General features: G+C 70.0%; 21 protein-coding genes. 9 read left to right on the forward strand and 12 right to left on the reverse strand.

The window, feature by feature from the left end; genetic code table 11:
- Positions 1 to 100 precede the first annotated feature (100 nt).
- From K0H49_RS04525 to K0H49_RS04545, 5 genes are read left to right on the forward strand one after another with little or no spacing between them, the layout of a single operon-like run.
- The gene (locus K0H49_RS04525) at positions 101 to 1,132 is read left to right on the forward strand and encodes an ABC transporter substrate-binding protein (RefSeq protein WP_219209931.1); all 1,032 of its coding nucleotides are present in this window, start codon (positions 101 to 103) and stop codon (positions 1,130 to 1,132) included.
- The gene (locus tag K0H49_RS04530) at positions 1,132 to 1,989 is read left to right on the forward strand and encodes an ABC transporter ATP-binding protein (RefSeq protein ID WP_219209932.1); all 858 of its coding nucleotides are present in this window, start codon (positions 1,132 to 1,134) and stop codon (positions 1,987 to 1,989) included. The genes K0H49_RS04525 and K0H49_RS04530 overlap by 1 nt, the downstream gene beginning before the upstream one ends.
- Positions 1,986 to 2,759, forward strand: coding sequence for an ABC transporter permease (locus K0H49_RS04535; RefSeq protein WP_219209933.1), 774 nt, complete (start codon positions 1,986 to 1,988; stop codon positions 2,757 to 2,759). The genes K0H49_RS04530 and K0H49_RS04535 overlap by 4 nt, the downstream gene beginning before the upstream one ends.
- Positions 2,760 to 2,766: 7 nt before the next feature.
- Positions 2,767 to 3,252, forward strand: coding sequence for a nucleoside deaminase (locus K0H49_RS04540; RefSeq protein ID WP_219209934.1), 486 nt, complete (start codon positions 2,767 to 2,769; stop codon positions 3,250 to 3,252).
- Between the two features lie 58 nt (positions 3,253 to 3,310).
- Positions 3,311 to 3,856, forward strand: coding sequence for a hypothetical protein (locus tag K0H49_RS04545; protein ID WP_219209935.1), 546 nt, complete (start codon positions 3,311 to 3,313; stop codon positions 3,854 to 3,856).
- Here K0H49_RS04545 and K0H49_RS04550 read toward each other — a convergent pair.
- The gene (locus K0H49_RS04550; RefSeq protein WP_219209936.1) at positions 3,853 to 4,251 is read right to left on the reverse strand and encodes an OsmC family protein; all 399 of its coding nucleotides are present in this window, start codon (positions 4,249 to 4,251) and stop codon (positions 3,853 to 3,855) included. The two genes, K0H49_RS04545 and K0H49_RS04550, sit on opposite strands and share 4 nt — an antisense overlap.
- 49 nt (positions 4,252 to 4,300) lie before the next feature.
- Positions 4,301 to 5,377 carry an aromatic ring-hydroxylating dioxygenase subunit alpha gene (locus K0H49_RS04555; RefSeq protein WP_219209937.1) on the reverse strand — a complete coding sequence of 359 codons (1,077 nt, stop codon included), beginning with the start codon at positions 5,375 to 5,377 and terminating at the stop codon, positions 4,301 to 4,303.
- 395 nt (positions 5,378 to 5,772) lie between these two features.
- Here K0H49_RS04555 and K0H49_RS04560 point away from each other — a divergent pair, with 395 nt between their 5' ends.
- The 3 genes from K0H49_RS04560 to K0H49_RS04570 all read left to right on the forward strand — a co-directional run bounded on the left by K0H49_RS04560 (position 5,773) and on the right by K0H49_RS04570 (position 8,435).
- Positions 5,773 to 6,801, forward strand: coding sequence for an ABC transporter substrate-binding protein (locus tag K0H49_RS04560; RefSeq protein ID WP_219209938.1), 1,029 nt, complete (start codon positions 5,773 to 5,775; stop codon positions 6,799 to 6,801).
- Positions 6,798 to 7,319, forward strand: coding sequence for a nucleoside deaminase (locus tag K0H49_RS04565; protein ID WP_219209939.1), 522 nt, complete (start codon positions 6,798 to 6,800; stop codon positions 7,317 to 7,319). Before K0H49_RS04560 ends, K0H49_RS04565 begins: the two co-directional genes overlap by 4 nt.
- A 285-nt stretch (positions 7,320 to 7,604) precedes the next feature.
- The gene (locus K0H49_RS04570; protein ID WP_219209940.1) at positions 7,605 to 8,435 is read left to right on the forward strand and encodes an urease accessory protein UreD; all 831 of its coding nucleotides are present in this window, start codon (positions 7,605 to 7,607) and stop codon (positions 8,433 to 8,435) included.
- Positions 8,436 to 8,438: 3 nt separating this feature from the next.
- Here the strand turns inward: K0H49_RS04570 and K0H49_RS04575 are convergent, their stop codons facing one another.
- On the reverse strand, positions 8,439 to 9,614 hold the full coding sequence (locus K0H49_RS04575) for a GGDEF domain-containing protein (RefSeq protein ID WP_219209941.1): 1,176 nt from the start codon (positions 9,612 to 9,614) through the stop codon (positions 8,439 to 8,441).
- A 113-nt stretch (positions 9,615 to 9,727) separates the two neighbouring features.
- Here K0H49_RS04575 and K0H49_RS04580 point away from each other — a divergent pair, with 113 nt between their 5' ends.
- Entirely contained in the window at positions 9,728 to 11,188 is a 1,461-nt protein-coding gene (locus K0H49_RS04580; RefSeq protein ID WP_219209942.1) for an MFS transporter, read from the forward strand.
- Here the strand turns inward: K0H49_RS04580 and K0H49_RS04585 are convergent.
- The 9 genes from K0H49_RS04585 to K0H49_RS04625 all read right to left on the reverse strand — a co-directional run bounded on the left by K0H49_RS04585 (position 11,148) and on the right by K0H49_RS04625 (position 24,323).
- On the reverse strand, positions 11,148 to 12,584 hold the full coding sequence (locus K0H49_RS04585) for a c-type cytochrome (RefSeq protein WP_219209943.1): 1,437 nt from the start codon (positions 12,582 to 12,584) through the stop codon (positions 11,148 to 11,150). The genes K0H49_RS04580 and K0H49_RS04585 overlap by 41 nt on opposite strands.
- Before the next feature lie 3 nt (positions 12,585 to 12,587).
- Positions 12,588 to 14,240 carry a GMC family oxidoreductase gene (locus K0H49_RS04590; protein WP_219209944.1) on the reverse strand — a complete coding sequence of 551 codons (1,653 nt, stop codon included), beginning with the start codon at positions 14,238 to 14,240 and terminating at the stop codon, positions 12,588 to 12,590.
- A gap of 70 nt (positions 14,241 to 14,310) precedes the next feature.
- Positions 14,311 to 14,946 carry a sorbitol dehydrogenase family protein gene (locus tag K0H49_RS04595; protein WP_219209945.1) on the reverse strand — a complete coding sequence of 212 codons (636 nt, stop codon included), beginning with the start codon at positions 14,944 to 14,946 and terminating at the stop codon, positions 14,311 to 14,313.
- 61 nt (positions 14,947 to 15,007) lie between these two features.
- A complete protein-coding gene (locus K0H49_RS04600; RefSeq protein WP_219209946.1) occupies positions 15,008 to 16,432 on the reverse strand; it encodes an MFS transporter in 1,425 nt (474 codons plus the stop codon).
- On the reverse strand, positions 16,429 to 17,688 hold the full coding sequence (locus K0H49_RS04605) for an MFS transporter (protein WP_219209947.1): 1,260 nt from the start codon (positions 17,686 to 17,688) through the stop codon (positions 16,429 to 16,431). The genes K0H49_RS04600 and K0H49_RS04605 overlap by 4 nt, the downstream gene beginning before the upstream one ends.
- A 113-nt stretch (positions 17,689 to 17,801) precedes the next feature.
- Positions 17,802 to 19,283: a heavy metal sensor histidine kinase gene (locus K0H49_RS04610; RefSeq protein WP_219209948.1), complete on the reverse strand. Its 1,482-nt coding sequence runs from the start codon at positions 19,281 to 19,283 to the stop codon at positions 17,802 to 17,804.
- On the reverse strand, positions 19,280 to 19,978 hold the full coding sequence (locus K0H49_RS04615; RefSeq protein WP_219209949.1) for a heavy metal response regulator transcription factor: 699 nt from the start codon (positions 19,976 to 19,978) through the stop codon (positions 19,280 to 19,282). Before K0H49_RS04615 ends, K0H49_RS04610 begins: the two co-directional genes overlap by 4 nt.
- Positions 19,975 to 23,142 carry an efflux RND transporter permease subunit gene (locus tag K0H49_RS04620; RefSeq protein ID WP_219209950.1) on the reverse strand — a complete coding sequence of 1,056 codons (3,168 nt, stop codon included), beginning with the start codon at positions 23,140 to 23,142 and terminating at the stop codon, positions 19,975 to 19,977. The genes K0H49_RS04615 and K0H49_RS04620 overlap by 4 nt, the downstream gene beginning before the upstream one ends.
- Entirely contained in the window at positions 23,139 to 24,323 is a 1,185-nt protein-coding gene (locus tag K0H49_RS04625) for an efflux RND transporter periplasmic adaptor subunit (protein WP_219209951.1), read from the reverse strand. Before K0H49_RS04625 ends, K0H49_RS04620 begins: the two co-directional genes overlap by 4 nt.
- Position 24,324 lies beyond the last annotated feature (1 nt).

The raw sequence follows: 24,324 nt of genomic DNA on the forward strand, positions 1-24,324 counted from the left end.
CCTGTGATCTCTTGAAAGGCCTGCACCAATCGCGTGCGGGCACCGTTTTTGCTTTGGATGTGGGGAACACCTCTGCATTCATCTTTCAAGGATCGCCCGCATGAACAAGCGCCAACTGCTCCAGTCCTTCCTTGCCGCCTCGGCGCTCAGCTTCGGTCTCTCGCCAGTCTTCGCCCAGGGCACGACACCGATCAAGTTCCAGCTGGACTGGCGCTTCGAAGGACCGGCCGCGCTGTTCCTGCACCCGGCCGCCAAGGGCTACTTCAAGAACGCCGGGCTCGACGTGACCATCGACGCGGGCAACGGCTCGGGCGGCACGGTCACGCGCGTGGCCTCGGGCGCCTACGAGATGGGCTTCGCCGACCTCGCGGCGCTGATGGAATTCCACGCCAACAACCCCGACAGCCCCAACAAGCCGGTCGCGGTGATGATGGTCTACAACAACACGCCGGCCTCGGTCATGGCGCTCAAGAAGAGCGGCATCACCAAGCCCGCGGACCTGGCCGGCAAGAAGCTGGGCGCGCCGGTGTTCGACGCGGGCCGCCGCGCCTTCCCGATCTTCGCCAAGGCCAACAACGTGGGCGCGGTCAACTGGACCGCGATGGACCCGAGCCTGCGCGAGACCATGCTGGTGCGCGGCGACATCGACGCCATCACCGGCTTCACCTTCACCTCGCTGCTCAACCTCGAGGCGCGCGGCGCCAAGGCGGCCGACGTGGTGATCCTGCCCTACCCCGACTACGGCGTGAAGCTCTACGGCAACGTGATCATCGCGTCGCCCAAGCTGATCAAGGAGAACCCGGCGGCGGTGAAGGCCTTCCTCTCGGCCTTCGCCAAGGGCGCCAAGGAAGTCATCGCCAACCCGGCCGTGGCGATCGAATCGGTCAAGGCACGCGACGGCATCATCGACAGCAAGCTCGAGACGCGCCGCCTGCAGCTGGCCATCGACACCGTGATCAACAGCCCCGATGCGCGGGCCGAAGGCTTCGGCGCGGTCAACGCCGGCCGCATGGCGCTGATGGCCTCGCAGGTGTCGGACGCCTTCAACACCAAGACACGCGTGAGCCCCGATGCGGTGTGGACCGCGGCGCTGCTGCCGCCCGCGGCCGAACTCAACATCCTCAAGAAGTGATGGCCGACGCACCCGGCACCGGCGCCCCCTTCGTCGACTTCCAGGACGTCTGGCTCGCCTACAACGAAGAACTGCTGCGCGAGAACCACTTCGCGGTCGAGGCCATCGACCTGAAGGTCAAGCGCGGCGAGTTCATCGCCATCGTCGGCCCTTCGGGCTGCGGCAAGTCCACCTTCATGAAGCTCACGACCGGGCTCAAGATGCCTTCGATGGGCAAGATCCGCATCGACGGCCAGCCCGTGACCGGCCCGCTCAAGATCTCGGGCATGGCCTTCCAGGCGCCCTCGCTGCTGCCCTGGCGCACCACGGTCGACAACGTGCTGCTGCCGCTGGAGATCGTCGAGCCCTACCGCTCGAGCTTCAAGGCCAAACGCAAGGAGTACGTCGAGCGCGCGCGCAAGCTGCTGCAGAAAGTGGGCCTTGCGGGCTATGAAGACAAGTTCCCTTGGCAGCTCTCGGGCGGCATGCAGCAGCGCGCGAGCATCTGCCGCGCGCTGATCCACGAGCCCAAGATGCTGCTGCTCGACGAGCCCTTCGGCGCGCTCGACGCCTTCACGCGCGAAGAGCTGTGGTGCATCCTGCGCGACCTCTGGACCGAGCAGCAGTTCAACGTGATCCTGGTCACGCACGACCTGCGCGAGAGCGTGTTCCTGGCCGACACGGTCTACGTGATGAGCAAGAGCCCGGGCCGCTTCGTGGTCAAGCGCGAGATCGAGCTGCCGCGCCCGCGCGAGCTCGAGCTCACCTACACCAAGGAATTCACCGACATCGTGCTCGAGCTGCGCAGCCACATCGGCGCCATCCGCAACACCGGCATCTCAGCCGCCCAGACCGCCGCCGCAGGAGCCGCCGCATGAAGAAGAACAGCAAGCAGATCGAACGCTGGTCGCCCTGGATCCTGCTGGTCGCGGTGCTCGTGCTGTGGCAGATCGTCTGCTCGGGCTTCGAGGTGTCGGACTTCATCTTCCCGAGCCCGATCCGCATCTGGAACCAGTTCTGGGAGTTCAAGGAAATCATCGCGGGCCATGCCTGGCGCACCTTCTGGGTCACGATGGCGGGCTTCGGCCTGGCGATCGTGGTGGGCGTGCTGCTGGGCTTCGTGGTCGGCAGCTCGCGCCTCGCGTATGCGGCGATGTACCCGCTGATGACGGCCTTCAACGCGCTGCCCAAGGCGGCCTTCGTGCCGATCCTGGTGGTGTGGTTCGGCATCGGCGTCGGGCCGGCCATCCTCACGGCCTTCCTGATCAGCTTCTTCCCGATCATGGTGAACATCGCGACCGGCCTGGCCACGCTCGAGCCGGAGCTGGAGGACGTGCTGCGCGTGCTGGGTGCCAAGCGCTGGGACGTGCTGATGAAGATCGGCCTGCCGCGCTCCATGCCCTACTTCTTCGCCTCGCTCAAGGTCGCGATCACGCTGGCCTTCGTCGGCACCACGGTCAGCGAGATGACCGCCGCCAACGAGGGCATCGGCTACCTGCTGATCTCCGCGGGCTCGGCCATGCAGATGGGCCTGGCCTTCGCGGGCCTGATGGTGGTGGGCGCGATGGCGATGGCCATGTACGAACTGTTCAGCGTGGTCGAGAAGCACACCACGGGCTGGGCGCATCGCGGATCACAAGACCAATAATGGGCGGATGACACCTGAACAGATCACCAAGGCGCTGCGCCGCGCCGACACCGTGGCCCGGCGCGCGATGGCCATGGGCCGCCACCCCTTCGGCGCGGTGCTGGTCGCGCCCGACGGCGAGACGGTGCTGGCCGAGCAGGGCAACATCGACACGGTGCAGCATGCCGAGGCCACGCTGGCGCGCACCGCGGCACTCAACTGGCCGGCCGACTACCTGTGGCAGTGCACGCTGGTCACGACCTTCGAGCCCTGCGCCATGTGCGCGGGCACGGCCTACTGGGCCAACATCGGCCGCGTCGTCTATGGCGCCGAGGAATCGGCGCTGCTCGCGCTGACCGGCGACCATCCCGAGAACCCGACGCTGTCGCTGCCCTGCCGCGAGGTCTTCGCACGCGGCCAGAAACGCATCGAGGTGATCGGACCGGTGGCCGAAGTGGCCGACGAGATGACCGCCACGCACCGCGGCTTCTGGGCGCGCGACGGCGCCGGCTGAGCGGACGCGGTCGCCAAGTGGTTACAGTGGCGCGGGCCTTTCCTTGCCCTCTGCCTCCATGACCCAAATCCAAGCCCGCCGCCAACTCATCGTCATCCTTCTCCTGTGCGTCGCCCTGGGCGGCGCCGCGCTGCGGCACCTGAGCGCCCCCGGCACCACCGCGCGCGACATCGGCACGCTGCTGATGCTGCTGTGGATTCCAGTGATCGGCAACGTGATCGCCTGGCTGATCGGCCGCGTCAGGCGCAAGCCCGCGGCCGAGGCGCCGGTCGCCCCCTTCGCCGAGGCCGCGCCCTTCCGGGCGCAAGTGCAGGTCGAGCTCACGCTGCGCCCGCCCTCGGTGCCGGCCGAGGACATCGTCATCGCCGAAGGCGAGCATCACTGCGCCTTCGTGCTCGGCAACGAGGGCTTCTCGGGCAAATGGCAGGTGCCTGAGGGCGGTTCGTTCCGGCGCGGCACGGCGCAGGTGCTGCCGGTCGAGTTCCTCACGCCGGCGCTCGCGCTGCCGAAGTTCCAGCCCGGCACGGTGTTCCGCATGCTGGTGGGCGACTCCTTCGTCGGCGACGGGCGGGTGCTGCAAGTACTCGACGCGTCAGCGGCTTAGGCCCAGCCGGTTTCGATCTCGGTCTTCACGTCGACCATGAGCCGGTGCACCGGGCACTTGGCGGCCACGCGCAGCAGCTCGGCACGCTGCGCCTCGTCGAGCGCACCGGTCACGTGCAGCGAGGCCTTGAGCCGGTAGACGCCCTGGCGCTCCTGGCTGTCGTCGCGCTCGATCCTGACCTCGATGTCTTCGACCGGCATGTTCTTGCGCTGCGCGTAGAGCAGCACCGTGAGCGCCTTGCACGAGGCCAGCGCGGCGTCGTAGAGGTCGTGCGGGGACGGGCCCGCATCGGCCCCGCCGCCCACGGGCGAGGCATCGACCGCGAAGGCGTGGTTGCGCACATGCACGGTGTGGCGCGTGCCGGAGGTGCCGTCGCGGCGGACTGAAATGCTCATGGGGGCTCCTGGGATGTGAGCGGCCATGGTAGCGCCGCCCCCCGCGCCCTCAGGCAGCCTGCATCAGCGGGATGGTGCGCGCGCCACGGTGCACCTCGCTCTCGCCGTGCCGGGCCAGCAGCTGCATCAGATGGCGCCGGATCATGATGCCGGGCTTGTCGGACTCCATCGAGTACTCGACGCCACGGCGGCGCGTGTCGACCATCGCATCGGGGTCGGTCGATTCGAGGATGTCCTTGTCCTCGCGCGTGATCTCCTCGTCGAAGTCGATCAGCATCTGCGCCGGGCAGTCGGCCTCGGTGTCGTTGCGGTAGAGCCATTGGCACAGCTGCATGCGGCCGTCGTCGATGGGCGTGAAGCAGTTGATGATGATGTGGCGGATGCCCGAGGGGTACTCGATGTCGAGCCGGCGCGAGAAGGGCAGGAAGTAGGCGTTGCGCATGTGGCGCTGCGTCACCGGATCGCTCACGCCGCTGATCGCATGGAAGCGCGCCGGGTTGGCCGCGGCGATCACGGTCTCGGCATAGAAGCCGTTCTCGCGCTCGACGAAGTCGTAGGTGCTGGGCTTGGGCTTGTCGGGCACGCCGAAGGTGGCGCGATGCACGAAGCTGAAGTGCGAGTTGTCGAAGGAGTTCTCCAGCGCGCGCATCGGGCTGGTCTGCCATTCCTCGTGGAACTGGAAGATGGTGCGGTAGGCCGGGTCGTCGAACTCCGGCACGGCGGGGATGTCGGCGATCGGGTCCTCCAGCGCGACCCAGGCGTAGCCATAGCGCGCGGTGCAGCGGTAGGCGGTGGTCCGGTACTCGGCCGAGATCTTGCGGTCGGCCTCGTACTGCGGAATGCGGATCACCTGGCCGCTGCGGTCGTAGGTCCAGCCGTGGTAGCCGCACTGGATCGCGCCCGATGCGCAGGCCTGGCCCTGCGCATCGACGCACCAGCCCTTCGAGAGCTTCGCGGTGCGGTGGCAGCAACGGTCGCGCAGCGCGGCCGGCTGGCCGTCGGCGTCGATGAACAGCACGATGTCCTCGCCCAGCAGCCGGAACGGCTTGGGGCCCTGCGCCAGGTCGGTGAGCGGCATGACCGCATGCCAGAACTTGCGGAAGACGGGTTGTCGGGTGACGAGCATGAGCGGACTCCTTCGGTTGCGTGGGAACAAACATGAAAGAGCAATTTCCCGCCGACCGTGCCGGCTGAACGCTTCTACTCTGAGCCGATGCACAAGCAAGTTGCGCACCAGAGGCTGTTTCTCTTGCGCCTTCCCCGCCGGGGGAAAGTCGAGAAGGGGACTGCGGCGTGCCCATCGAAGGCTGCGTGCCCCCACCCCTGCCCTCCCCCGGACGGGGAGGGAGCAAGACCGGGAGGCGAGAGAAACGCCCGCCTGGCATGCCTCGTGCTTGAAAGAACGCAAGAGTAGAAGCGTTCAGCAGCGCACCGCACCTCCCCCGTGCGCCGCCCGGAAATTGCTCTTGAATCGCCTGCTGCATGCGCAGCGGGTTTCCTTCAAGACGCCGGAGCTTTCTCATGCAACGCCGCAGCTTTCTCGCCACGTCCACCGCCATCGCCGCCAGCCTGTCGGCGCCGTTCATCCTCGCGCAGAGTGCCAGGCTCACGCCGCTCAAGTTCACGCTGGACTTCCGCATCAACGGCCAGACCGCGCCCTTCTTCCTGGCCCACAGCCGCGGCTACTACGAGGACGAGGGCCTGGACGTGAGCATCGACACGGGCGCGGGCTCGGTGGCGTCGATCACGCGCATCGCGAGCGGCGTCTACCAACTGGGCCTGGGCGACATCAGCTCGCTGATCGAGTTCAACGCACAGAACACGGGCACGCCGATGGTGCAGGCCGTCTACCAGTACTACAACCGCGCACCCTTCGTGATCATCGGCCGCAAGGACCGCGGCGTGACCGGCGACTTCGCCAGCCTGCAGGGCAAGAAGGTGGCGGCCGCGGCCGTCGAATCGACCCGCCGCGCCTGGCCGATGGTGGCGCGCAGGAAGGGCATGAAGCCCGATGCCTTCCAGTGGCAGACCACCGACTTCAGCGCGCGCGACAACGTGATGGTGCGCGGCGACGTCGATGCCGCCACCTACTTCCACGACTCGGCGGTGTCGCTGTTCGCGCGCATGAAGCGCGACGAGCTGTCGGTGCTCCGGTATTCCGACGCCGGCGTCGATCTCTACGGCAACGCCATCCTCGCGAGCAGCCGCCTGATCGCCGAGAAGCCGGCGGTGGTCGCGGCCTTCCTGCGCGCCACCCACCGCGCGGTCATGGAGACGCTGGCCGCGCCCGCGCCGTCGATCGCGGCGATGCGCCAGCGCGAACCGATCCTCGACGAGAAGGTCGAGCTCGAGCGCTGGGCCATCACCGCGCAGTACGTGGCCGCGCCCGACACCCGCGCGCACGGCGTGGGCGACATCCGCAAGCTGCTGCTCGAGCAGCAGGTCGACCAGGTGGCCGAGGTCTTCGGCCTCAAGACCCACCCCTCGGCCGACGCGATCTTCAACGGCTCGATGCTGCCTGCGCGCAGCGAACGCATGGTCAAGGCATGAAATTCACCTCCCCCACCGCCCTTCCCCTCGAAACCGCGCTCGACGAGCGCGACGGCCGCTACCTGCGCAAGGCGATCCTGTGGTCGCACGCCTCGGGCCGCCGCGGCAACCGGCCCTTCGGCGCGATCATCGTGTCGGCCGAGGGCGAGGTGCTGGCCGAGGGCTACAACAACACCTTCGAGACCGGCGACTGCACCGGCCACGCCGAAGTCAGCGCGATCCGCGCGCTCGCGGCGAAGCGCCCCGACCGCGCCCTGCTGGCCGAGGCCACGCTGTATTCCTCGGCCGAGCCCTGCGTGATGTGTGCGGGCGCGATCTTCTGGGCCAACATCGGCCGCGTGGTGTTCGGCATCGACGCCGAGCGCCTGCGCGCCTTCCGCGGCGAGCGCCAGGACCAGCGCGACGCCGAGCTCTCGTGCCGCGACGTGTTCGCGGCCTCGCCGCATCCGATCGCGTGCATCGGGCCGGCGCTGATCGACGAGGCGAGCGCGGCGCACGAAGGCGCCTGGAAGACCTGAGGCTCTAGGGCCTGTTCGCACTATTTTCGGGGATCGCGTTGGTTGAGCCAGGGGCTGGATGCAAGGCGCACGCGCGCAGCAAGGCTTGCGCCTTGCAAGCGCGGGCAACGCCGCAGACGGCCCCTGGCTCAACCAACCCTTCGGGAAGGCCTGCCATGACCGGCCACTCGGCGTTGCGCTCCTTCCGCGTGCGGCAGCACGCGCAGCGTCACGCGCCTTGATTGGCCCGCCATGGCAGGCCTTCGCGACCCCGGAAATAGTGTGAACAGGCCCTAGACTCCCTCCATGCCCTGGCACGCCCGACTCGCGCTCGACTACAGCGCCGAAAACCAACGCAGCGTCGCACGCTTTCGCCACGACGGACCGCTGCGCATCCTGCAAAGCCTCTACCCCGAGGGGGATGCGGTCTGCCACAACGTGCTGGTGCATCCGCCGGGCGGGCTGGTGGGCGGCGACACGCTGGACATCACCATCACCGGCGCCCCCGGCAGCCACGGGCTGGTGACCACCCCCGGCGCCACGCGCTTCTACCGCTCCGAGGGCGAGGCGGCGATCCAGCACACGCAGATCAAGCTCGAAGCCGGCGCGCGGCTCGAGTGGCTGCCGCTCGAGGCGCTGTGCTACAGCGGCTGCCGGGCCGAGAACCGGTTGCGCATGGAGCTCGCGCCCGGCGCCGAACTGCTGGGCTGGGACGTGAGCGCGCTGGGCCTGCCCGGTGCCGACCGGCCCTTCGAGCGCGGCAGCCTGCTGCAGCACATCGAGGTGCCTGGCGTGTGGCTCGAACGCGGCCGCATCGACGCCACCGACCTGCGCCTGCTGCAAAGCCCGATCGGGCTGGCCGGCCACCGCTGCATCGCCTCGCTGTTCTTCGTGTCCGGCACGCCGATCCCGCGCGCACGGCGCGAGGCGCTGCTCGACATCGCGCGCGCGCTGGCCGACGCCCACCCGCTGGCCGCCACCGCCGGCGCGACCGGCCCGCATGCCGAGGTGCTGGTGCTGCGCGTGCTCGCCCCGGTGGTCGAGCCCGCGATGCAGCTGCTGCGTCAGGTCTGGCAGGCCTGGCGCACGGCGCTGTGGCAGATGCCGGCCGGCGCGCCGCGCATCTGGGCGATGTAGGGCTCAGGCCACCTCGACGCGATCGCGGCCCGCGGCCTTGGCGCGGTAGAGCGCCGCATCGGCGCGCGCCAGCATCGCGTCCAGCGTGTCGGCCGCACCCCGGAAGGAGGCCATGCCGATGCTCACGGTGAGCCGCTCGATGCCGGCGTCCGCAAGGCGCGAGCCGGCGTCGAAGGGCCGGGCCAGGTCTGCGCGCACCCGCTCGGCCACGGCATGGGCCGCATCCGGCGTCAGGCCCGGCAACACCGCGAGAAACTCCTCGCCGCCATAGCGGCCCAGGTGCGCCGAGGCGGGCAGCGGCCCCTGCAGCCGCTGCGCCAGTTCGCGCAGCACCTCGTCGCCGGTCTGGTGGCCGAAGGCGTCGTTGATGCGCTTGAAGTGGTCGGCGTCCAGCATCAGCAGCGCCATCGGCGTCTCGCCGCGCTGGCTGCGCGCAAAGGCTTTCTGCGACTGCGCGAACAGCGCACGCCGGTTCAGCACGCCGGTCAGCGGGTCGTGGGTGGCCATGAACTCGAACTCCACACGCACCCGGTCGGTGGCCATCAACACGCCGGCGATGCTCATCAGCAGCGCGGTGAAGGAATACATCACGATGTAGACCACCTGCAGCCAGGTGGCTTCGAGCAGGTTGGTGCCGGCCTCGCCCAGCAGCACCGTCACGAAGCGCAGTGCCGCCACCGTGGCCTGCAGCACCAGCAGGCCGGTCATGACGCGCAGGCCGAGGTGCGTCAACGGATGCCGCAGGTAGAGGCTCGCATGCGCGGTGAAGAGCGCGGCGATGGCGACCGTGAACACCGCCAGGCGCACCGTGTAGCTCGGCTGGAATTGCGAGTACCAGAACAGCACCGCACCCAGCACCGGCGTGACGATGCTCCAGCCGCGCGTGTTGCGCGCGTGGCCCAGGAACAGCTGGCTGCCGGCGTAGTAGGTGATGCAACCCTGGAACAGCACCATGTTGGCCAGCGGGATCGTGAGCACGTCGGGCAGCACGCCGCGCATCGCGAACAGCACCGTGCTGCCAAAGCAAATCAGCGGCGCCAGCGTCCATTCGCGCAGCCCGCGGATGCTCGACGGGTAGCTGCGGCGCATGGAGAACATCACCAGCGACATGAGCAAGCCCATCACGCCGGCGAGGACGATGACGGAACGAGGGTCCAGGGCGGAGGACAGGGTCGGCATGGCGGCTGTGGCGAGGCGAGGTTGCCAAGCGTAACCGACAGGCCGCCGCCGCATTCGGGGCCTTGGCCGACAGCGCCCGCCGGGGCCTGCTGCCTACAGTGCAAGCCTGCCGCATGACGACATCGACCACCACCGACATCCCCGCCCGCCTCGACCGCCTGCCCTGGTCGCGCTGGCACTGGCGCGTGGTGATCGCACTCGGTGTGGCCTGGGTGCTCGACGGGCTCGAGGTCACCTTGGTCGGTTCGCTGGGCGGCGTGCTCGAGCGCAACGACACGCTGGGGCTCACGGCCGCGCAGATCGGCGGTGCGGGCTCGCTCTACATCGGCGGCGCGGTGGTCGGGGCGCTGGTCTTCGGCCGGCTGGCTGACCGCTGGGGCCGCAAGAAGCTGTTCCTGATCACGCTGGCCGTCTACACGGTCGCCAGCTTCGCCACCGCGTTTTCGCCCGGCTTCGGCCTCTTCGCGCTGTGCCGCTTCTTCACCGGCGTGGGCATCGGCGGCGAGTACGCGGCCATCAACTCGGCCATCGACGAACTGATCCCGGCGCGCGTGCGCGGCCGGGTCAACCTGGCGATCAACGGCAGCTTCTGGGTCGGGGCCGCGCTGGGCGCGGGCCTGAGCCTGGTGCTGCTCGACCCGCGCGTGCTGGGGCCCGTGTGGGGCTGGCGCGCGGGCTTCGGCCTGGGCGCGCTGCTCGCGCTCGCGATCCTGCTGGTGCGCCGCCACGTGCCCGAGAGCCCGCGCTGGCTGATCGCGCACGGCCGCGCCGACGAGGCCGAGGCCGTGGTCGCACGCATCGAGGCCGAGGTGGCGGCCCGGCACGGGCCGCTGGCGCCCGTGACACAGCGCCTGGTCTTCACGCGCCAGGCCGCGCCCTCGCTGCGCCAGGTGGCCGAGGTGCTGCTGCACCGCTACCGCAAGCGCAGCGTGGTGGCGCTCTCGCTGATGGTCTCGCAGGCCTTCTTCTACAACGCGATCTTCTTCACCTACGCGCTGGTGCTCACGCGCTTCCACGGCGTGCCCGACAACCGCGTGGCGCTCTACATCTTTCCCTTCGCGCTCGGCAACGTGCTGGGGCCGCTGCTGCTGGGCCCGCTGTTCGACCGTGTGGGGCGCCGACGCATGATCGCCTTGACCTATGTGCTGTCGGGCATCGGCCTGGCGCTGACCGGCGCCGCCTTCATGGCCGGTTGGTTGAATGCGCTGACGCAGGCGCTGTGCTGGTCGGCGGTGTTCTTCCTGGCCTCGGCCGCGGCCAGCTCGGCCTACCTCACGGTCAGCGAGGTGTTCCCGCTCGAGATGCGCGCGCTGGCGATCTCGCTGTTCTATGCGGTGGGCACCGGGGCCGGCGGCTTCGCGGCGCCGCTGCTGTTCGGCCTGCTGATCGACACCGGCAGCCGGGGCGCGGTGGCCGTCGGCTATGCGATCGGCGCGGCGCTGGTGATCGCCGCCGGCCTGATCGCGCTGCGCTGGGGCGTGGACGCCGAGCGCCGTTCGCTCGAGGACATCGCACCGCCCATGGGCTCGGATGTCAGCCCGGCCGGCGACGTCGGCGTCGCAGCCAGACGCTGAGCAGCACGATCACCAGCACCAATCCCGCGATCATCGCCGGCAGCATGAAGGGCTGCGCCTGCGCCAGCAGCGGCTTCGCGCCGCCCGCCCGTGCCACGGCCACGTCGCGCTCGCTCACGGTGGCGGCGCTGTTGCCGTAGCGCACGAGCACGTGGTTGGCGATGGCGGCGATCTGCCCATCGGTCAGCGGATCGACGTACGACAGCGCATCGAAGCGCGGCATCAGCACGTGATCGTCACCCACCTTGCGGTCCACGCCGTAGAGGATCGCCGCCACCAGGTTGGCCGAATTCGCCAGCCCGGTCGCGGTGTTGTGGAACAGCGAGGGATAGGCCTGGTTGCGGCTGCCCGCGCCGCTGGCCTGGTGGCAGCTCGCGCAGTAGCCGTTGTAGAGCTGCTCGCCGGTGGTGAGCCGCTGCGGGTTGTTGAAGGGCGCGGTACCGCGCTTCGTGGCCTCGCTGCTCCAGGCCGCGCCCCAGGCATGCGCGGGCTTCGCGCCCTCGGCATCGCCCTTGTCGCGGATCGGCACCGTGCCCTTGAGGTACACGGCGATGGCCTTCAGGTCGGCCTCGGGCAGGTGCTGCAGGCTGTTCTCCACCGCCTCGGCCATGCCGCCCGCGGCCTGGGCCTTGCCTTCGACGCGGCCGGTGCGCAGGTACTGCACCAGCTCGGCCTCGCTCCAGGCGCCGATGCCGCTGACCGGGTCGGAGCTGATGTTGGGCGCGAGCCAGGGCCCGACCATGCCGCCGGCCAGCGCCTGGCCGCCCTGCTCGGCCATCAGCGCATTGCGCGGCGTGTGGCAGGCGCTGCAGTGGCCCAGCGCACCGGCCAGGTAGGCGCCGCGGTTCCATTCGGCGCTCTTGGAGGCGTCGGGCTCGAAGCGGCGGTCGTCGAGGAACAGCAGGTTCCACACGGCCATCGAGAAGCGCAGGTTGAAGGGAAAGGGCAACGCGGTCTGCGCGGCCTCGGTGTCGACCGGCGCCACACCGTGCATGAAGTAGGCGTAGAGCGCCGAGGTGTCGGCGTCGCTGAGCTGCGTGTACGAGGTGTAGGGCATGGCCGGGTAGAGCCGCGCGCCGTCGCGGCGCACGCCCTGGCGCAGCGCGCGCGCGAACTCGGCCTCGCTGTAGGCGCCGATGCCGGCCGTCTTCGACGGCGTGATGTTGGTCGCGTAGATGGCGCCCAGCGGCGACTCGATCGAGTAGCCACCCGCGAAAGGCTTGCCCTTGCCCGCGGGCAGGGTGTGGCAGGCCATGCAGTCGGCCGCGATGGCGAGCTGGCGGCCCTTGTCGATCAGCTCGGCGGGTGGTGCCTGCTGCGCCATCGCGGCGTGCGCCAGCAGCATCGCCAAACCCAGCGACGAGGCGGTGCGGCGGATCAGTGAATGCAACGTCATGGCTCAGCCCTTCGCCAGTGCGCGGCCGATCGCATCGGCGGCCTTCAGGCCCAGCGCCGCCATGGTCAGCGTGCTGTTGACCACGCTGGCCGAGGGGATCGGGCCGCCGCCGGGCAGCCAGAGGTTGTCGTGGTCGTGCGTGCGGCAGTCGCCGTCGACCACCGAATCCTTCCTGTCGGCGCCCATGATGGTGCCGCCCATGATGTGGTTGTTGGCGTTGAGCGAGGTCGTGATGTTGAATTCGGTCGCGCCGAAGAGCTGGCCGATGTGCTCCAGCTGCTTGTGCGCGGCGGCCGCGCCCTTGCGCACGTAGTCGCCCACGTCGTAGTGGATCTCCGGGCAGGCCAGGCCCAGCGGGTCGTGGCGGGTCGCGCTCAGCGTGAGCCGGTTGTTCGGGTCCGGCAGCGGCTCCAGGCTGATCGACAGGTCGACGCCGAAGGCCGCGCGGCGGCGGATCTCTTCATCGAGCGCCTGGCCCACCAGGCCGAGCTTGAGCGCCTGCTGCGTGGCCGGGCCGACGCGCGTGATGTTGTTGAGGATCATCTTGTTGGATGAATACTCGCTGCGGAAGGCGCCGTCGCGCGGGCCCACCAGGCAACTGCTCTGGGCCGGGCCGCGGCCGATCCACAGCGGCTCGTTGGCCAGGAAGGTGCAGTGGAAGCCCGAGTGGTCCATCATGTTGCGGCCCACCTGGTCGGAGCTGTTGGCGATGCCCGTGGGGTTGCGCTCGTTGGCCGCGAGCAGCAGCAGGCGCGGCGTCTCCAGGCTGTTGCAGGCGATCACGAACTGGCGCCCGGTGGCCTTGTGCGACTTCCTGTCCTTGTCGTACCAGTGGATCGCGGTGATGCGGTTGTTGGCATCGGTGTCGATCTTGTAGGCCACGGCTTCGGGCAGCAGCGTGGTGCCCTTGGCCTCGGCCGTCTGCACATGGTGGATGCCGTTGTACATCGCGCCGATCGGGCAGATCGGCTGGCAGTTGTTGTTGCCGCAGCAGGTCGGCCGGCCGTTCCAGGGCCGCGTGCTGCGGCCCTGCGGGATCGGCACCGAGCGGTAGCCGTGCGCATTCACCACCTCGGCGAAGCGCTTGTCGCCGTAGCTCCACGGCACCATGTCCATCGGGTAGGGCTTGCTGCGCTCCGATGGCGACTGCTGCGCGGGATCGTTGGGGCCGGCCACGCCCATCTCTTCCTCGGCGCGGCAGTAGTAGGGCTCGAGCTCGTCGTAGCCGATGGGCCAGTCGCGGCCCACGCCGTAGGTCGACTTCATGCGCAGGTCGACCGGCAGGTGGCGCCAGCTCGAGGCGGCCCAGTGCCAGGTCGTGCCGCCCACCACGCGCAGGTAGCCCTGCTGGAAGCCCTGGCCATCGGGGCCCGACAGGCCGACGTAGTTGTTGGCGGGGAAGTACAGCGGCGCGGGCGCGAGCGGCGACTGCGGGAACAGGCCCTGGAAGTCCGAACCCACGCGGTTGCCGAAGGGCATGTTGCGCCAGTTCTCGACCGCCTGGGCGCGCTGGATGCGCGGGCCGGCTTCGAGCATCAGCACCGAGTGGCCGGCGCCCGCGAGCTGGTCGGCGATCATCGCACCGACCACGCCGGAGCCGACCACGACCACGTCGGCGGTGGCATCGCCGTCGGCTGTGAAGACTGCTTTTTTCATCGTGATTTCTTCTTTGTGTTGTTCTGGGGGAGGCGCGCAGCGCGCGCGGGGTGCGCGCGGGGTGCGGCGGCTACTGGCTGCGCATCACCGGCGGCGGTGGCGCCTTCGGCTTGGCCTGCGCGGCCTGCTGCGGCGTCGGCACGCCGACCTCGGGCGGCGCCGCGGTCCACCACAGCGGCCCTTCGTTGCAGTAGGTCGGCACCGAGAGGCCGTCGGCCACGGGTCGGTACATCAGCGCCTGCTCGTAGGCCACGACGGTGGTGACGGGGCCCGCGGTCACGGTGCCCGTGTACCAGGCCGACACCACGGCCAGTGCCGCATCGCGCAGGCCCGCGCCCGAGGCCGCGGCCAGCAGTGCGTCGGGCGCCATGCCGGGCTGGACCAGGCCGGCCAGGGTCTCGGCCTGCGCGGCGAAGGCGCCATCGCCCTGCACCATCGCCGCGCGGATGCGGCCCGCGGTCACCGCGTCGATGTCCGCGTGGCCGGTGATGGCCTGGGAGAAGGCGAAGAAGCGGCCGACGGCCGCGGCATCGACCGCCGTCCCGGTGGCACCTGCCGCCGCAGTGGCCGCGGGCTGCGCCACGCCGCTGGCGGACCAGCCCAGCAGGCTCGTCGATGCGACGGCCGCCGCGGCCAGCACGGCCTCGCGGCGTGTCAGTTGAAGGGGACGCGTGGTGTCCGCGGGCTTGGAGGTGTCGTGGGGCATGGGCTTCTCCTCTGTGGCCTCTCGCAAAAAAGAAAAGGCGCGCGAAACGCGCCTGCGGCATTCAGCCGGATGAGCGCGCGAGCGGTCGACGCACTTCGTCGCCCGCATCACCCGCCAGCCGGCGCACATCGAACAGCGGCAGCACCGCCAGCACGCCGATCGTGACGAAGGCAATCCGGAATTCATTGAGCGCCAGGGCCGAGCCGGGGGCGCCCTCGCCGCCCAGCAGCCAGGCACCCAGGCGCAGCGCCAGCGCACCGATCGCGATGCCCATGCCCAGCGCCATCTGCTGCAAGGTGTTGAACAAGGTGTTGGCGCCGCTCATGCGCGGCTGCGGCACCTCGGCGAAGGCCAGCGTGGCGAGCGCGGTGAACTGCATCGAGCGCGCCAGGCCGCTCACGAAGAGCACGGCGGCGATCACCGGCACGGGGGTGGTCGGCGACATCAGGGCGCAGGAGAAGATCGCCGCCGCATTGATCAGCCCGTTGAACAGCAGCACCTGGCGGAAGCTGAAGCGGCGCAGCACCGGCCCGGTCAGCGGCTTCATCGCGATGTTGCCCGCGAACACCGCGAGCACCAGCAGGCCGGCCTCGAAGGCGTTCAGCCCGAAACCGAGCTGGAACATCAAGGGCAGGAGAAAAGGCACGGCACCGATGGCGATGCGGAACATCGAGCCACCATACACCGTGACCGCGAAGCTGGGCAAGCGCAGCGCCCACAGGTCCACCATCGGATACGGATGGCCGCGCGCATGCCGCACCGCGAGCACGCCCAGCACCAGCGCCGCCACCGCGCAGGCCGCGGCTGCGAGGCCCTCGCCGCCATGGCTCAGCAGTTCGACGGCCGCCATCAGCGCCAGGCAGGCGCCGCTGGTGAACACGAAGCCGCCGACGTCGAAGGGCCGGCGCGTCTCGGCATGACCCTTGGGGATCAGCAGCAAGGCCGCGACCAGGCCCAGCAGGCCCAGCGGCACGTTGAGAAAGAAGATCCAGTGCCACGACCAGTGGGTGGTGATGAAGCCGCCCACGGGCGGCCCGAGCACCGGCGCCGCGAGCCCTGGCCAGGTGATGGTCGCGATGGCCCGCATGAGCTGCGGCTTGGGCGTGTTGCGCAACACGACGAGGCGACCCACCGGCACCATCATCGCGCCGGCCGCGCCCTGCAGCACGCGCGCCGCGGTGAAGCTGGCGAGATCGGTGGACAGGCCGCACAGCACCGAGGCCAGCGTGAACAGCACGATGGCCGCCGCGAACACGCGGCGCGCGCCAAAGCGGTCGGCCACCCAGCCGCTGGCCGGAATCAGCACCGCCAGCGTCAGCACATAGGCCGAGACGCCGATGCTCATGGCCACCGGCGCCACACCGAAGGCCTTGGCCATCTGCGGCAGCGCGGTGACGATCACCGTGCCGTCGAGGTTCTCCATGAAGAAGGCCGCCGCCACCAGCCACGGCAGGGCCGCGGGCGAAGCAGCCTTCTTCAGGTTCATGCGCGTTCCGCGGCGACCGTGCCGACCGTGGGCGTTGCGCTGCGCCGCTCGGCCTTGAGCGACCAGGCGAAGATGCCCAGCCCAGCCAGGCCCAGCAGCGCGCCGACCCAGCCGGTGGAGGTCCAGCCCAGGCCGGCCGTGATGGCCACGCCGCCCAGCCAGGCGCCCAGCGCGTTGGCGGTGTTGAAGGCCGAGTGGTTGAGCGCGGCGGCCAGCGTCTGGGCTTCGCCGGCCACATCCATCAACCGGATCTGCAGCGGTGCGCCGATGGCCACGATGGTGCCGAGGAAGAAGGTGGCGAGGCCGGCCGTGACCACATGGTGCGCGGCGAACACGAAGCCGATCAGCACCACCACCGACCACACGAGCAGGCCGCCGATGGTGCGCATCAGCGACTTGTCGGCCAGCCGCGAGCCCACGATGTTGCCGGTCACCATGCCCAGGCCGAACAGCGCCAGCACGAAGGGCACGGCGCCCAGCGAGAGGCCGGCCACTTCGATCAGCGTGGGCTTGATGTAGCTGAACACCGCGAACATGCCGCCGAAGCCGATGGCACCGATGCCCAGCGTGAGCCAGACCTGCGGGCGGCGCAGCGCGCCGAGCTCGCGCATCGGGCTGGCACCGGAGGCGGCCGGCATGTCGGGCACGCCGCGGCGCAGCATGGCCATGGCCAGCAGCGCGATCAGGCCGACGAAGACGAAGGCCGCGCGCCAGCCGAAGACCTGGCCCAGCCAGGCCGCGATGGGCACGCCCACCAGCGTGGCGCCGGTGAGCCCCAGCATCACCAGCCCGACCGCGCGGGCGCGCTGCCCCGGGGGCGCCAGCGTGGCGGCCACCAGCGCGGCCACGCCGAAGTAGGTGCCGTGCGGCAGCCCGGTGAAGAAGCGCAGCAGGTTGAGCGAGCCGTACCCCGGCGCCATGGCCGAGGCGAAGTTGCCCAGCGCATAGACGCCCATCAGCGCGATCAGCAGCGCGCGGCGGTTCCAGCCCGCGGCCAGCACGGCCAGCACCGGTGCGCCGATCACCACGCCCAGCGCATAGGCGCTGATCACGTGGCCGGCCTGCGGGATGGTGGCGCCGATGTCCTTCGCGACCTCGGGCAGCAGGCCCATGATCACGAACTCGCCGGTGCCGATGGAGAAGCCGCCGATGCCCAGCGCCAGCACGGCGCGCAGCAGCGTGCGGTCGCGCGCCGCGTCGGAGGCCGCGGGAAGGGAGGCGCCGTCGGCGGGCGTGGAGGCGGTCACGGAGGTCATCGTCGGTCGTTGTGTCGGTGGGCCCCGCCGGCAGTGCCTCGGCCCGCGAACGTGGCGTCGGCGAAGGCGACGGGCACGCGGCGTGCGGCCGGCCTTTGCAGCGGGATGGGTAGTTACCCTAGGTTCCCAACCGTATCACGAGCGGGCCGATCCTGCAGCGGGCCCGGTATTTCCCGAGCGCCCGCCTGCGCCGAGGCGTCCTCGCCGGCCGGTGCCGGCGAGTGCGACACGCTGAAGCCGAAGGTGTTGATGCCCCCTTCGCTGCGGACACCGACCTGCCCGCCGTGCATCGCCGCCACCGCCTTCACGATCGCCAGGCCCAGGCCGTGGCCGTGGTGCTCGCCCTGGCCGCGCCGCGATTCGTCGACCCGGTAGAAGCGGTCGAAGAGCTGCCCGATGTGCGCCGGCGCGATCGGCTCGCCCGGGTTGGACACCCGGATCCAGGTGGCGTCGGCCTGCGCGTCCAGCGCCACCGACACGTCGGCGCCGGCTTCGGAATGCTCGATCGCGTTCTGCAGCAGGTTCGACATCGCGCGCCGGAACAGCGCGCGCTCGATGCGCGCCGCGGCGCCCAGGTCGCCCTCGACGCGCACCTTCACCCCCTTGTCGTCGAGCACGAACTCGAAGAACTCGATGGTCTTGCGCACCTCCTCGGCGATCGGCACCCCCACCAGGCCGGTGGCGACCTCGCCGCGGTCGGCGCGGGCCAGGAACAGCATGTCGTTGACGATCGAGCGCAGCCGCTCGAGATCCTCGAGGTTCGAGGCCAGCACCTCCTGCAGCTCGGGCGCGGGGCGCTGCCGCGACAGCGCCACCTGGGTGCCGCCGATCAGGTTGGCCAGCGGGGTGCGCAGCTCGTGCGCCACGTCGGCGTTGAAGGCCTCGAGCTGCGCATAGGCCTGCTCGAGCCGTGCCAGCGCGCCGTTGAAGGCCTCGGCCAGCGCCGAGAGCTCGACCGGCAGCGCCTCGGCCTGCAGCCGCTGCGACAGCGTCTTGGGCCGCAGGGCCTGCGCTTCCTGCGACAGGCGATCGAGCGGGCGCAGCCCCACCCGCGCGATCCAGTAGCCCGCCAGCGCCACCACCAACACCGAGCCCAGGCCCAGCGCGACCAGCGCGCTCAGGAAGGTCTCGCGGGTGCGCGCGTAGGGCTCGGAATTGCGCCCGACCACCAGCCGCACCGCCGGCCGGCTCTCGAAGGGCGGGATGTGGACCGACAGCGTGCGGAAGGGCCGCTCCTGGCCCGGCAGCATCACGTCGCTGTTGCGACCGTCGGCCTCGCGCACCAGGCCGTCGATCTCGGCCAGGCCCTTGCCGTACTGGAAGCGCGGGTCGTCGCTCAGCACCCAGAAGCGCACGCTGCCGTCCTCGGGCGTGAGCGCATCCATGCGCGCCTGCACCCGCGCCCAGCGCTCGGGCGTGCCGATCGACTGGATCCAGAACTGCAGGCTCTTGAGCGTGGTGTCGAGCTCCTCGTACTGGTGGCGCTCCAGCTCGCGCGTGAGCACGCCCTGCAGCGCCGCGCCGACCAGCGCGAAGGTCGCGAGCGAGGCCGCGACGAACATCAGCACCAGCCGCGCGGCGATCGAGCGCTTCATGGCGCCGCGCCCTCCTCCGCGCGCAGCTCCAGCACGTAGCCCATGCCGCGGATGGTGTGCAGCAGCTTGGGCGAGGAGGCCGCGAAGGGCACGTCGATCTTGTCGCGCAGCCGCTTGATCGCGACCTCGACCACGTTGGTGTTGCTGTCGAAGTTCATGTCCCAGACCAGCTCGGCGATGGCCGTCTTCGACAGGATCTCGCCCTGGCGCCGCGCCAGCACCGCCAGCAGTGCGAACTCCTTGGCCGTGAGGTCGATGCGCGTGCCGCCGCGGAAGGCCTTGCGCCCCAGCAGGTCGATCTGCAGGTTGGCGATCCGCAGCTGCATCGGCTCCTGCGTGCGGCCGCGCCGGTTGAGCGCCTGCAGCCGTGCCAGCAGCTCGAGGAAGGAGAAGGGCTTGATCAGGTAGTCGTCGGCGCCGTCGTGCAGGCCCTTGATGCGGTCTTCCACGCTGTCGCGCGCGGTCAGCATGATCACCGGCGTCTGCTTGACCGTGCGCAGCGCGCGCAGCACCGAGAAGCCGTCGAGGCCGGGCAGCATCGCGTCGAGCACGATCACGTCGTAGTCGTGCTCCAGCGCTAGGTGCTGGCCGTCGAGCCCGTTGTGCGCCATGTCGACCGCGCAGCCCTGCTCGCTCAACCCCTTGTGCAGGTAGTCGGCGGTCTTGAGCTCGTCCTCGACGATCAGGATCTTCATGGCGTGGCCGTGGCCTCCCCTTGTTCCGTGCGGGCGGCCTTGCGCGCGGCGCGCGCGTCCTTGCGGCGCTGGAACCAGAAGTGGGCTCGGTCGAGGTAGAGGTAGACCACGGGTGTCGTGAACAGGGTGAGTGCCTGCGACAGTATCAGACCGCCGACCATCGCGTAGCCCAGCGGCCGGCGCAGCTCGGAGCCCGAGCCGTGGCCCAGCATCAGCGGCAGGCCCGAGAGCAGCGCGCACATGGTCGTCATCATGATCGGGCGGAAGCGCAGCAGGCAGGCCTGGTAGATCGCCTCCTGCGGCGCCATGCCCTGCTCGCGCTCGGCCTTGAGCGCGAAGTCGATCATCATGATGCCGTTCTTCTTCACGATGCCGATCAGCAGGATGATGCCGATCAGCGCGATCACGCTCAGGTCGTAGCCGCCGGCCATCAGGATCAGCAGCGCGCCCACGCCGGCCGAGGGCAGCGTCGAGAGGATCGTCAGCGGGTGGATGTAGCTCTCGTAGAGCAGGCCCAGCACGATGTACACCGCCACCAGCGCCGCCGCGATCAGGTAGGGCTGCGAGGACAGCGAGTCCTGGAAGGCCTGCGCCGTGCCCTGGAAGGCGCCGCTGAGCGACTGCGGCAGGCCCATGTCGGCCTGCGCCTTGTGGATGGCATTGACCGCATCGCCCAGCGCATGGCCCGGCGCGAGGTTGAAGGAGATCGTCACAGCCGGGAACTGGCCCTGGTGGTTGATCGCCAGGTAGGCGGTCTTGCTGGTGTCGACCTTGACGAAGGTCGACAGCGGCACCTGCTGGCCGGTCAGCGGCGAGTTGAGGTAGAGCTTGCCGAACAGCGACGGGTCCTGCTGCAGCGCAGGCGTGACCTCGAGCACCACGTGGTAGCTGTTGAGCTGTGTGAAGTACTGGGCCACCTGGCGCTGGCCGATCGCGTCGTAGAGCGTGGCGTCGATGGTGGCCGGCGTGATGCCGAAGCTCGACGCGCGGTCGCGGTCGATGGTGAGCACCGCCGAGGCGGCTGCGTTCTGCTGGTCCGAGGCCAGGTCGGTCAGCTCGGGCAGCTGGCGGAAGCGCTGCAGCAGCTTCGGCGCCCAGGTGTTGAGCTCGTCGAGGTTCGAGTCGGTCACCGTGTACTGGTACTGCGTGCGCGAGGCCCGCGCGCCCACGCGGATGTCCTGGCCGGCCTGCAGGAACAGGTTCACGCCCTGCACCTTGGCGAGCTGCGGCCGCAGCCGCGCGATGATCTCGTCGGCCGTGGCGGTGCGGCCGTCTTCCTTGGGCTTCAGGCTGATGAAGAAGTTGCCGCTGTTGAAGGTCGACGAGCTGCCGTTCATGCCGAAGCCGGTCACGTCGGGGTCCTGGCGCACCACGTCGGCCAGCGCGACCATGCGCCGGTTCATCGACGAGAAGGACGTGTCCTGCGCCGATTCGGCGAAGCCCGAGATGAAGCCCGTGTCCTGCTGCGGGAAGAAGCCCTTGGGAATGACCACGAACAGCACGCCGGTGGCCGCCACCGTGGCGATGAACACCATGAGCGTGAGGAACTGGTGGCGCAGCACCACGTGCAGGCCGCGCTTGTAGCCGCCCAGCATGGCGTCGAAGCCGCGCTCGAAGAGCTGGTACATCCGGCCGTGCCGGCGCGCATGCTCGTTCTTGAGGAAGCGTGAGCACAGCATGGGCGTGAGCGTGAGCGAGATCACCACCGACACCACGATGGTCAGCGTCACCGTGACCGCGAACTCGCGGAACAGCCGGCCCACGATGCCGCCCATCAGCAGCAACGGGATGAACACCGCGATCAGCGACACCGAGATCGAGATGATGGTGAAGCCGATCTCGCCCGCGCCCTTGTAGGCCGCTTCCATCGGCGTCATGCCCTCTTCCACGTAGCGGTAGATGTTCTCGAGCATCACGATGGCATCGTCCACCACGAAGCCCACCGCGATGGTCAGCGCCATCAGCGACAGGTTGTCCAGGCTGTAGCCCAGCAGGTACATCACCGCGACCGTGCCCAGCAGCGCGAGCGGCACGGTCACGCTCGGGATCAGCGTGGCGGGCACGTTGCGCAGGAACACGAAGATCACCGCCACCACCAGCGCGATGGTCAGCAGCAGCGTGAACTCGACGTCTTTCACCGAGGCCCGTATGGTCTGCGTGCGGTCGATGATCGCGTTGACCTCGACCGTGGGCGGGATCGACGCCTTGAGCCGCGGCAGCGCGGCGTTGATGCGGTCGACGGTCTCGATCACGTTGGCGCCGGGCTGCTTGGTGATCGCCAGCACGATCGAGCGACCGTCCTGCACCGTGCCGTCCTTGGCCGCGCCGGCGCCGGCGTAGGCCCAGCCTGCGATCTTGGCGTTCTCGGGCGCATCGACCGCCACGCCGATGTCGCGCACGCGCACCGGTGCGCCGTTGCGGTAGGCCAGGATCAGGTCGTTCCAGGGCGCCGCCTTGAGCAGCTGGTCGTTGGTGTAGACCGTGAAGCTCTGGTTCGGCCCGTCGATCGTGCCCTTGGGCGCATTCACGGTCGCCGTCGCGATCACGCCGCGCACGTCTTCCAGGCTCATGCCCAGCGCGGCCATCCGGGCCGGGTCGACCTGCACCCGCACCGCGGGCTTCTGCGCGCCACCGATGTTGACCAGGCCCACGCCCGCGATCTGCGAGATCTGCTGCGCCAGGATGTTGTCGGCGAAGTCGTTGACCTCGGTCAGCGGCAGTGTCTTCGACTGCACCGCGAGGATCAGGATCGGCGAGTCGGCCGGGTTGACCTTGCGGAAGGTCGGCGGGCTCGGCAGGTTGGCCGGCAACTGGCCGGTCGAGGCGTTGATCGCCGCCTGCACGTCGAGCGCGGCCGCGTCGATGCTGCGGTCGAGGTCGAACTGCAGCGTGATCTGGGTCGAGCCCAGGCCGCTGGTGGAAGTCATCTGCGACAGCCCCGCGATCAGCGAGAACTGCCGCTCGAGCGGCTGCGCCACGTTCGACGCCATGGTCTCGGGACTGGCACCGGGCAGCGTCGCCGAGACCTGGATGGTCGGGAAGTCGACCTGCGGCAGCGGCGCCACCGGCAGCAGCGGGAACACCGCCGCGCCGACCAGCAGGATCGCCAGCGCCAGCAGCGTGGTGCCGATCGGGCGCTTGATGAAGCCGGCGGAAATGCTCACTTGGCGGCCCCTGCGCCGGCGGCGGCCTTGGCCGGCGGCTCGGTGACCGTCGCGCCCGGGCGCAGCTTGTACTGGCCGTCGAGCACCACCCGCTGGCCTTCCAGCAGGCCCTTGTCGATCACGGCCGTGCCGTCGGCGATCTGCGCCACGTGCACCGGCACGCTGGCCACCGTGTCGTCGTCGCCCACGGTCCAGACGTAGGTCGCGTCCTGGCCGCGCTGCACCGCCGCGGCCGGCACGGTGAGCGCGTTCTTGCGCAGGCCCAGCTGCAGTTGCACGTTGACGAACTGCCCCGGCCACAGCGTGTGCTGCGGGTTGGCGAAGCTGCCTTTGAGCTGCACGGTGCCGGTGCTGGTATCGATCTGGTTGTTCAGCAGGATCAGCTTGCCGGTGCCGAGCCGGTCGGTGCCGCTGCGGTCGTAGGCCACCACGCCCAAGGGCTGGCCGCCCCGCTCCGGCTGCTGCTGCGCGCGGTGGATGTCCTGCACCGCGTCTTCCGGCAGCGTGAACTGCACGGCGATCGGGTCGATCTGGTTGATCACGACCAGGCCGTTGGCATCGGCCGCATGCACGATGTTGCCCGGGTCGACCAGCCGCGCACCCGCGCGGCCGCTGATCGGCGAGACGATGCGGGTGAAGCTCAGCTGCACCTCGGCGTACTGCACGGCCGCGCTGTCGGTCAGCACCGCCGCATCGAGCTGCGCGACCAGCGCCTTCTGGGTGTCGAGCTGCTGCTGCGTGGCGGCGTCCTGGGCGATCAGCGTGGTGTAGCGCTGCAGGTCGGCGCGCGCGTTGGTCAACTGGGCCTGGTCCTTGGCGCGCGCGGCCTTGGCCTGCGCCAGCTGCGCCTGCAGCGTGCGCGGATCGAGCTGGGCCAGCAATTGGCCCGCCTGCACGTCCTGCCCTTCGGCGAAGCCGACCTTGTCGAGCTGGCCGTCGATGCGGGCCTTGACCGTGACCGTGGCCATCGAGCTCACGGTGCCGATGCCCGCGCGGTAGACCTGCACGTCCTGCCGCTTGACGCGCGTGGTCGTCACCTGCACCGGCGGCACCTTGGCCTCGGGCTTGGCCGCGAAGGCGACGGGGTGCACCGACCAGGCGGCGCCGCCCAGCAGGAGCAGCAGCACGGCGCCCGCGAGCCAGGTCGCGCGGCGTTGAAGAAGAGGGCTTGTGGAGGTCATG

This window comes from Variovorax boronicumulans, from assembly GCF_019352895.1.
Lineage (GTDB): Bacteria > Pseudomonadota > Gammaproteobacteria > Burkholderiales > Burkholderiaceae_C > Variovorax > Variovorax boronicumulans_A.

Bases quoted from the DNA above. Each gene is read 5' to 3' on its own strand.
- K0H49_RS04555 (WP_219209937.1), bottom strand. From the start codon at position 5,377: ATGCTCGTCACCCGACAACCCGTCTTCCGCAAGTTCTGGCATGCGGTC.
- K0H49_RS04525 (WP_219209931.1), top strand. From the start codon at position 101: ATGAACAAGCGCCAACTGCTCCAGTCCTTCCTTGCCGCCTCGGCGCTC.
- K0H49_RS04615 (WP_219209949.1), bottom strand. From the start codon at position 19,978: ATGAAGATCCTGATCGTCGAGGACGAGCTCAAGACCGCCGACTACCTG.
- K0H49_RS04535 (WP_219209933.1), top strand. From the start codon at position 1,986: ATGAAGAAGAACAGCAAGCAGATCGAACGCTGGTCGCCCTGGATCCTG.
- K0H49_RS04550 (WP_219209936.1), bottom strand. From the start codon at position 4,251: ATGAGCATTTCAGTCCGCCGCGACGGCACCTCCGGCACGCGCCACACC.
- K0H49_RS04560 (WP_219209938.1), top strand. From the start codon at position 5,773: ATGCAACGCCGCAGCTTTCTCGCCACGTCCACCGCCATCGCCGCCAGC.
- K0H49_RS04590 (WP_219209944.1), bottom strand. From the start codon at position 14,240: ATGAAAAAAGCAGTCTTCACAGCCGACGGCGATGCCACCGCCGACGTG.
- K0H49_RS04585 (WP_219209943.1), bottom strand. From the start codon at position 12,584: ATGACGTTGCATTCACTGATCCGCCGCACCGCCTCGTCGCTGGGTTTG.
- K0H49_RS04595 (WP_219209945.1), bottom strand. From the start codon at position 14,946: ATGCCCCACGACACCTCCAAGCCCGCGGACACCACGCGTCCCCTTCAA.
- K0H49_RS04570 (WP_219209940.1), top strand. From the start codon at position 7,605: ATGCCCTGGCACGCCCGACTCGCGCTCGACTACAGCGCCGAAAACCAA.
- K0H49_RS04580 (WP_219209942.1), top strand. From the start codon at position 9,728: ATGACGACATCGACCACCACCGACATCCCCGCCCGCCTCGACCGCCTG.
- K0H49_RS04600 (WP_219209946.1), bottom strand. From the start codon at position 16,432: ATGAACCTGAAGAAGGCTGCTTCGCCCGCGGCCCTGCCGTGGCTGGTG.
- K0H49_RS04530 (WP_219209932.1), top strand. From the start codon at position 1,132: ATGGCCGACGCACCCGGCACCGGCGCCCCCTTCGTCGACTTCCAGGAC.
- K0H49_RS04605 (WP_219209947.1), bottom strand. From the start codon at position 17,688: ATGACCTCCGTGACCGCCTCCACGCCCGCCGACGGCGCCTCCCTTCCC.
- K0H49_RS04625 (WP_219209951.1), bottom strand. From the start codon at position 24,323: ATGACCTCCACAAGCCCTCTTCTTCAACGCCGCGCGACCTGGCTCGCG.
- K0H49_RS04545 (WP_219209935.1), top strand. From the start codon at position 3,311: ATGACCCAAATCCAAGCCCGCCGCCAACTCATCGTCATCCTTCTCCTG.
- K0H49_RS04575 (WP_219209941.1), bottom strand. From the start codon at position 9,614: ATGCCGACCCTGTCCTCCGCCCTGGACCCTCGTTCCGTCATCGTCCTC.
- K0H49_RS04610 (WP_219209948.1), bottom strand. From the start codon at position 19,283: ATGAAGCGCTCGATCGCCGCGCGGCTGGTGCTGATGTTCGTCGCGGCC.
- K0H49_RS04540 (WP_219209934.1), top strand. From the start codon at position 2,767: ATGACACCTGAACAGATCACCAAGGCGCTGCGCCGCGCCGACACCGTG.
- K0H49_RS04565 (WP_219209939.1), top strand. From the start codon at position 6,798: ATGAAATTCACCTCCCCCACCGCCCTTCCCCTCGAAACCGCGCTCGAC.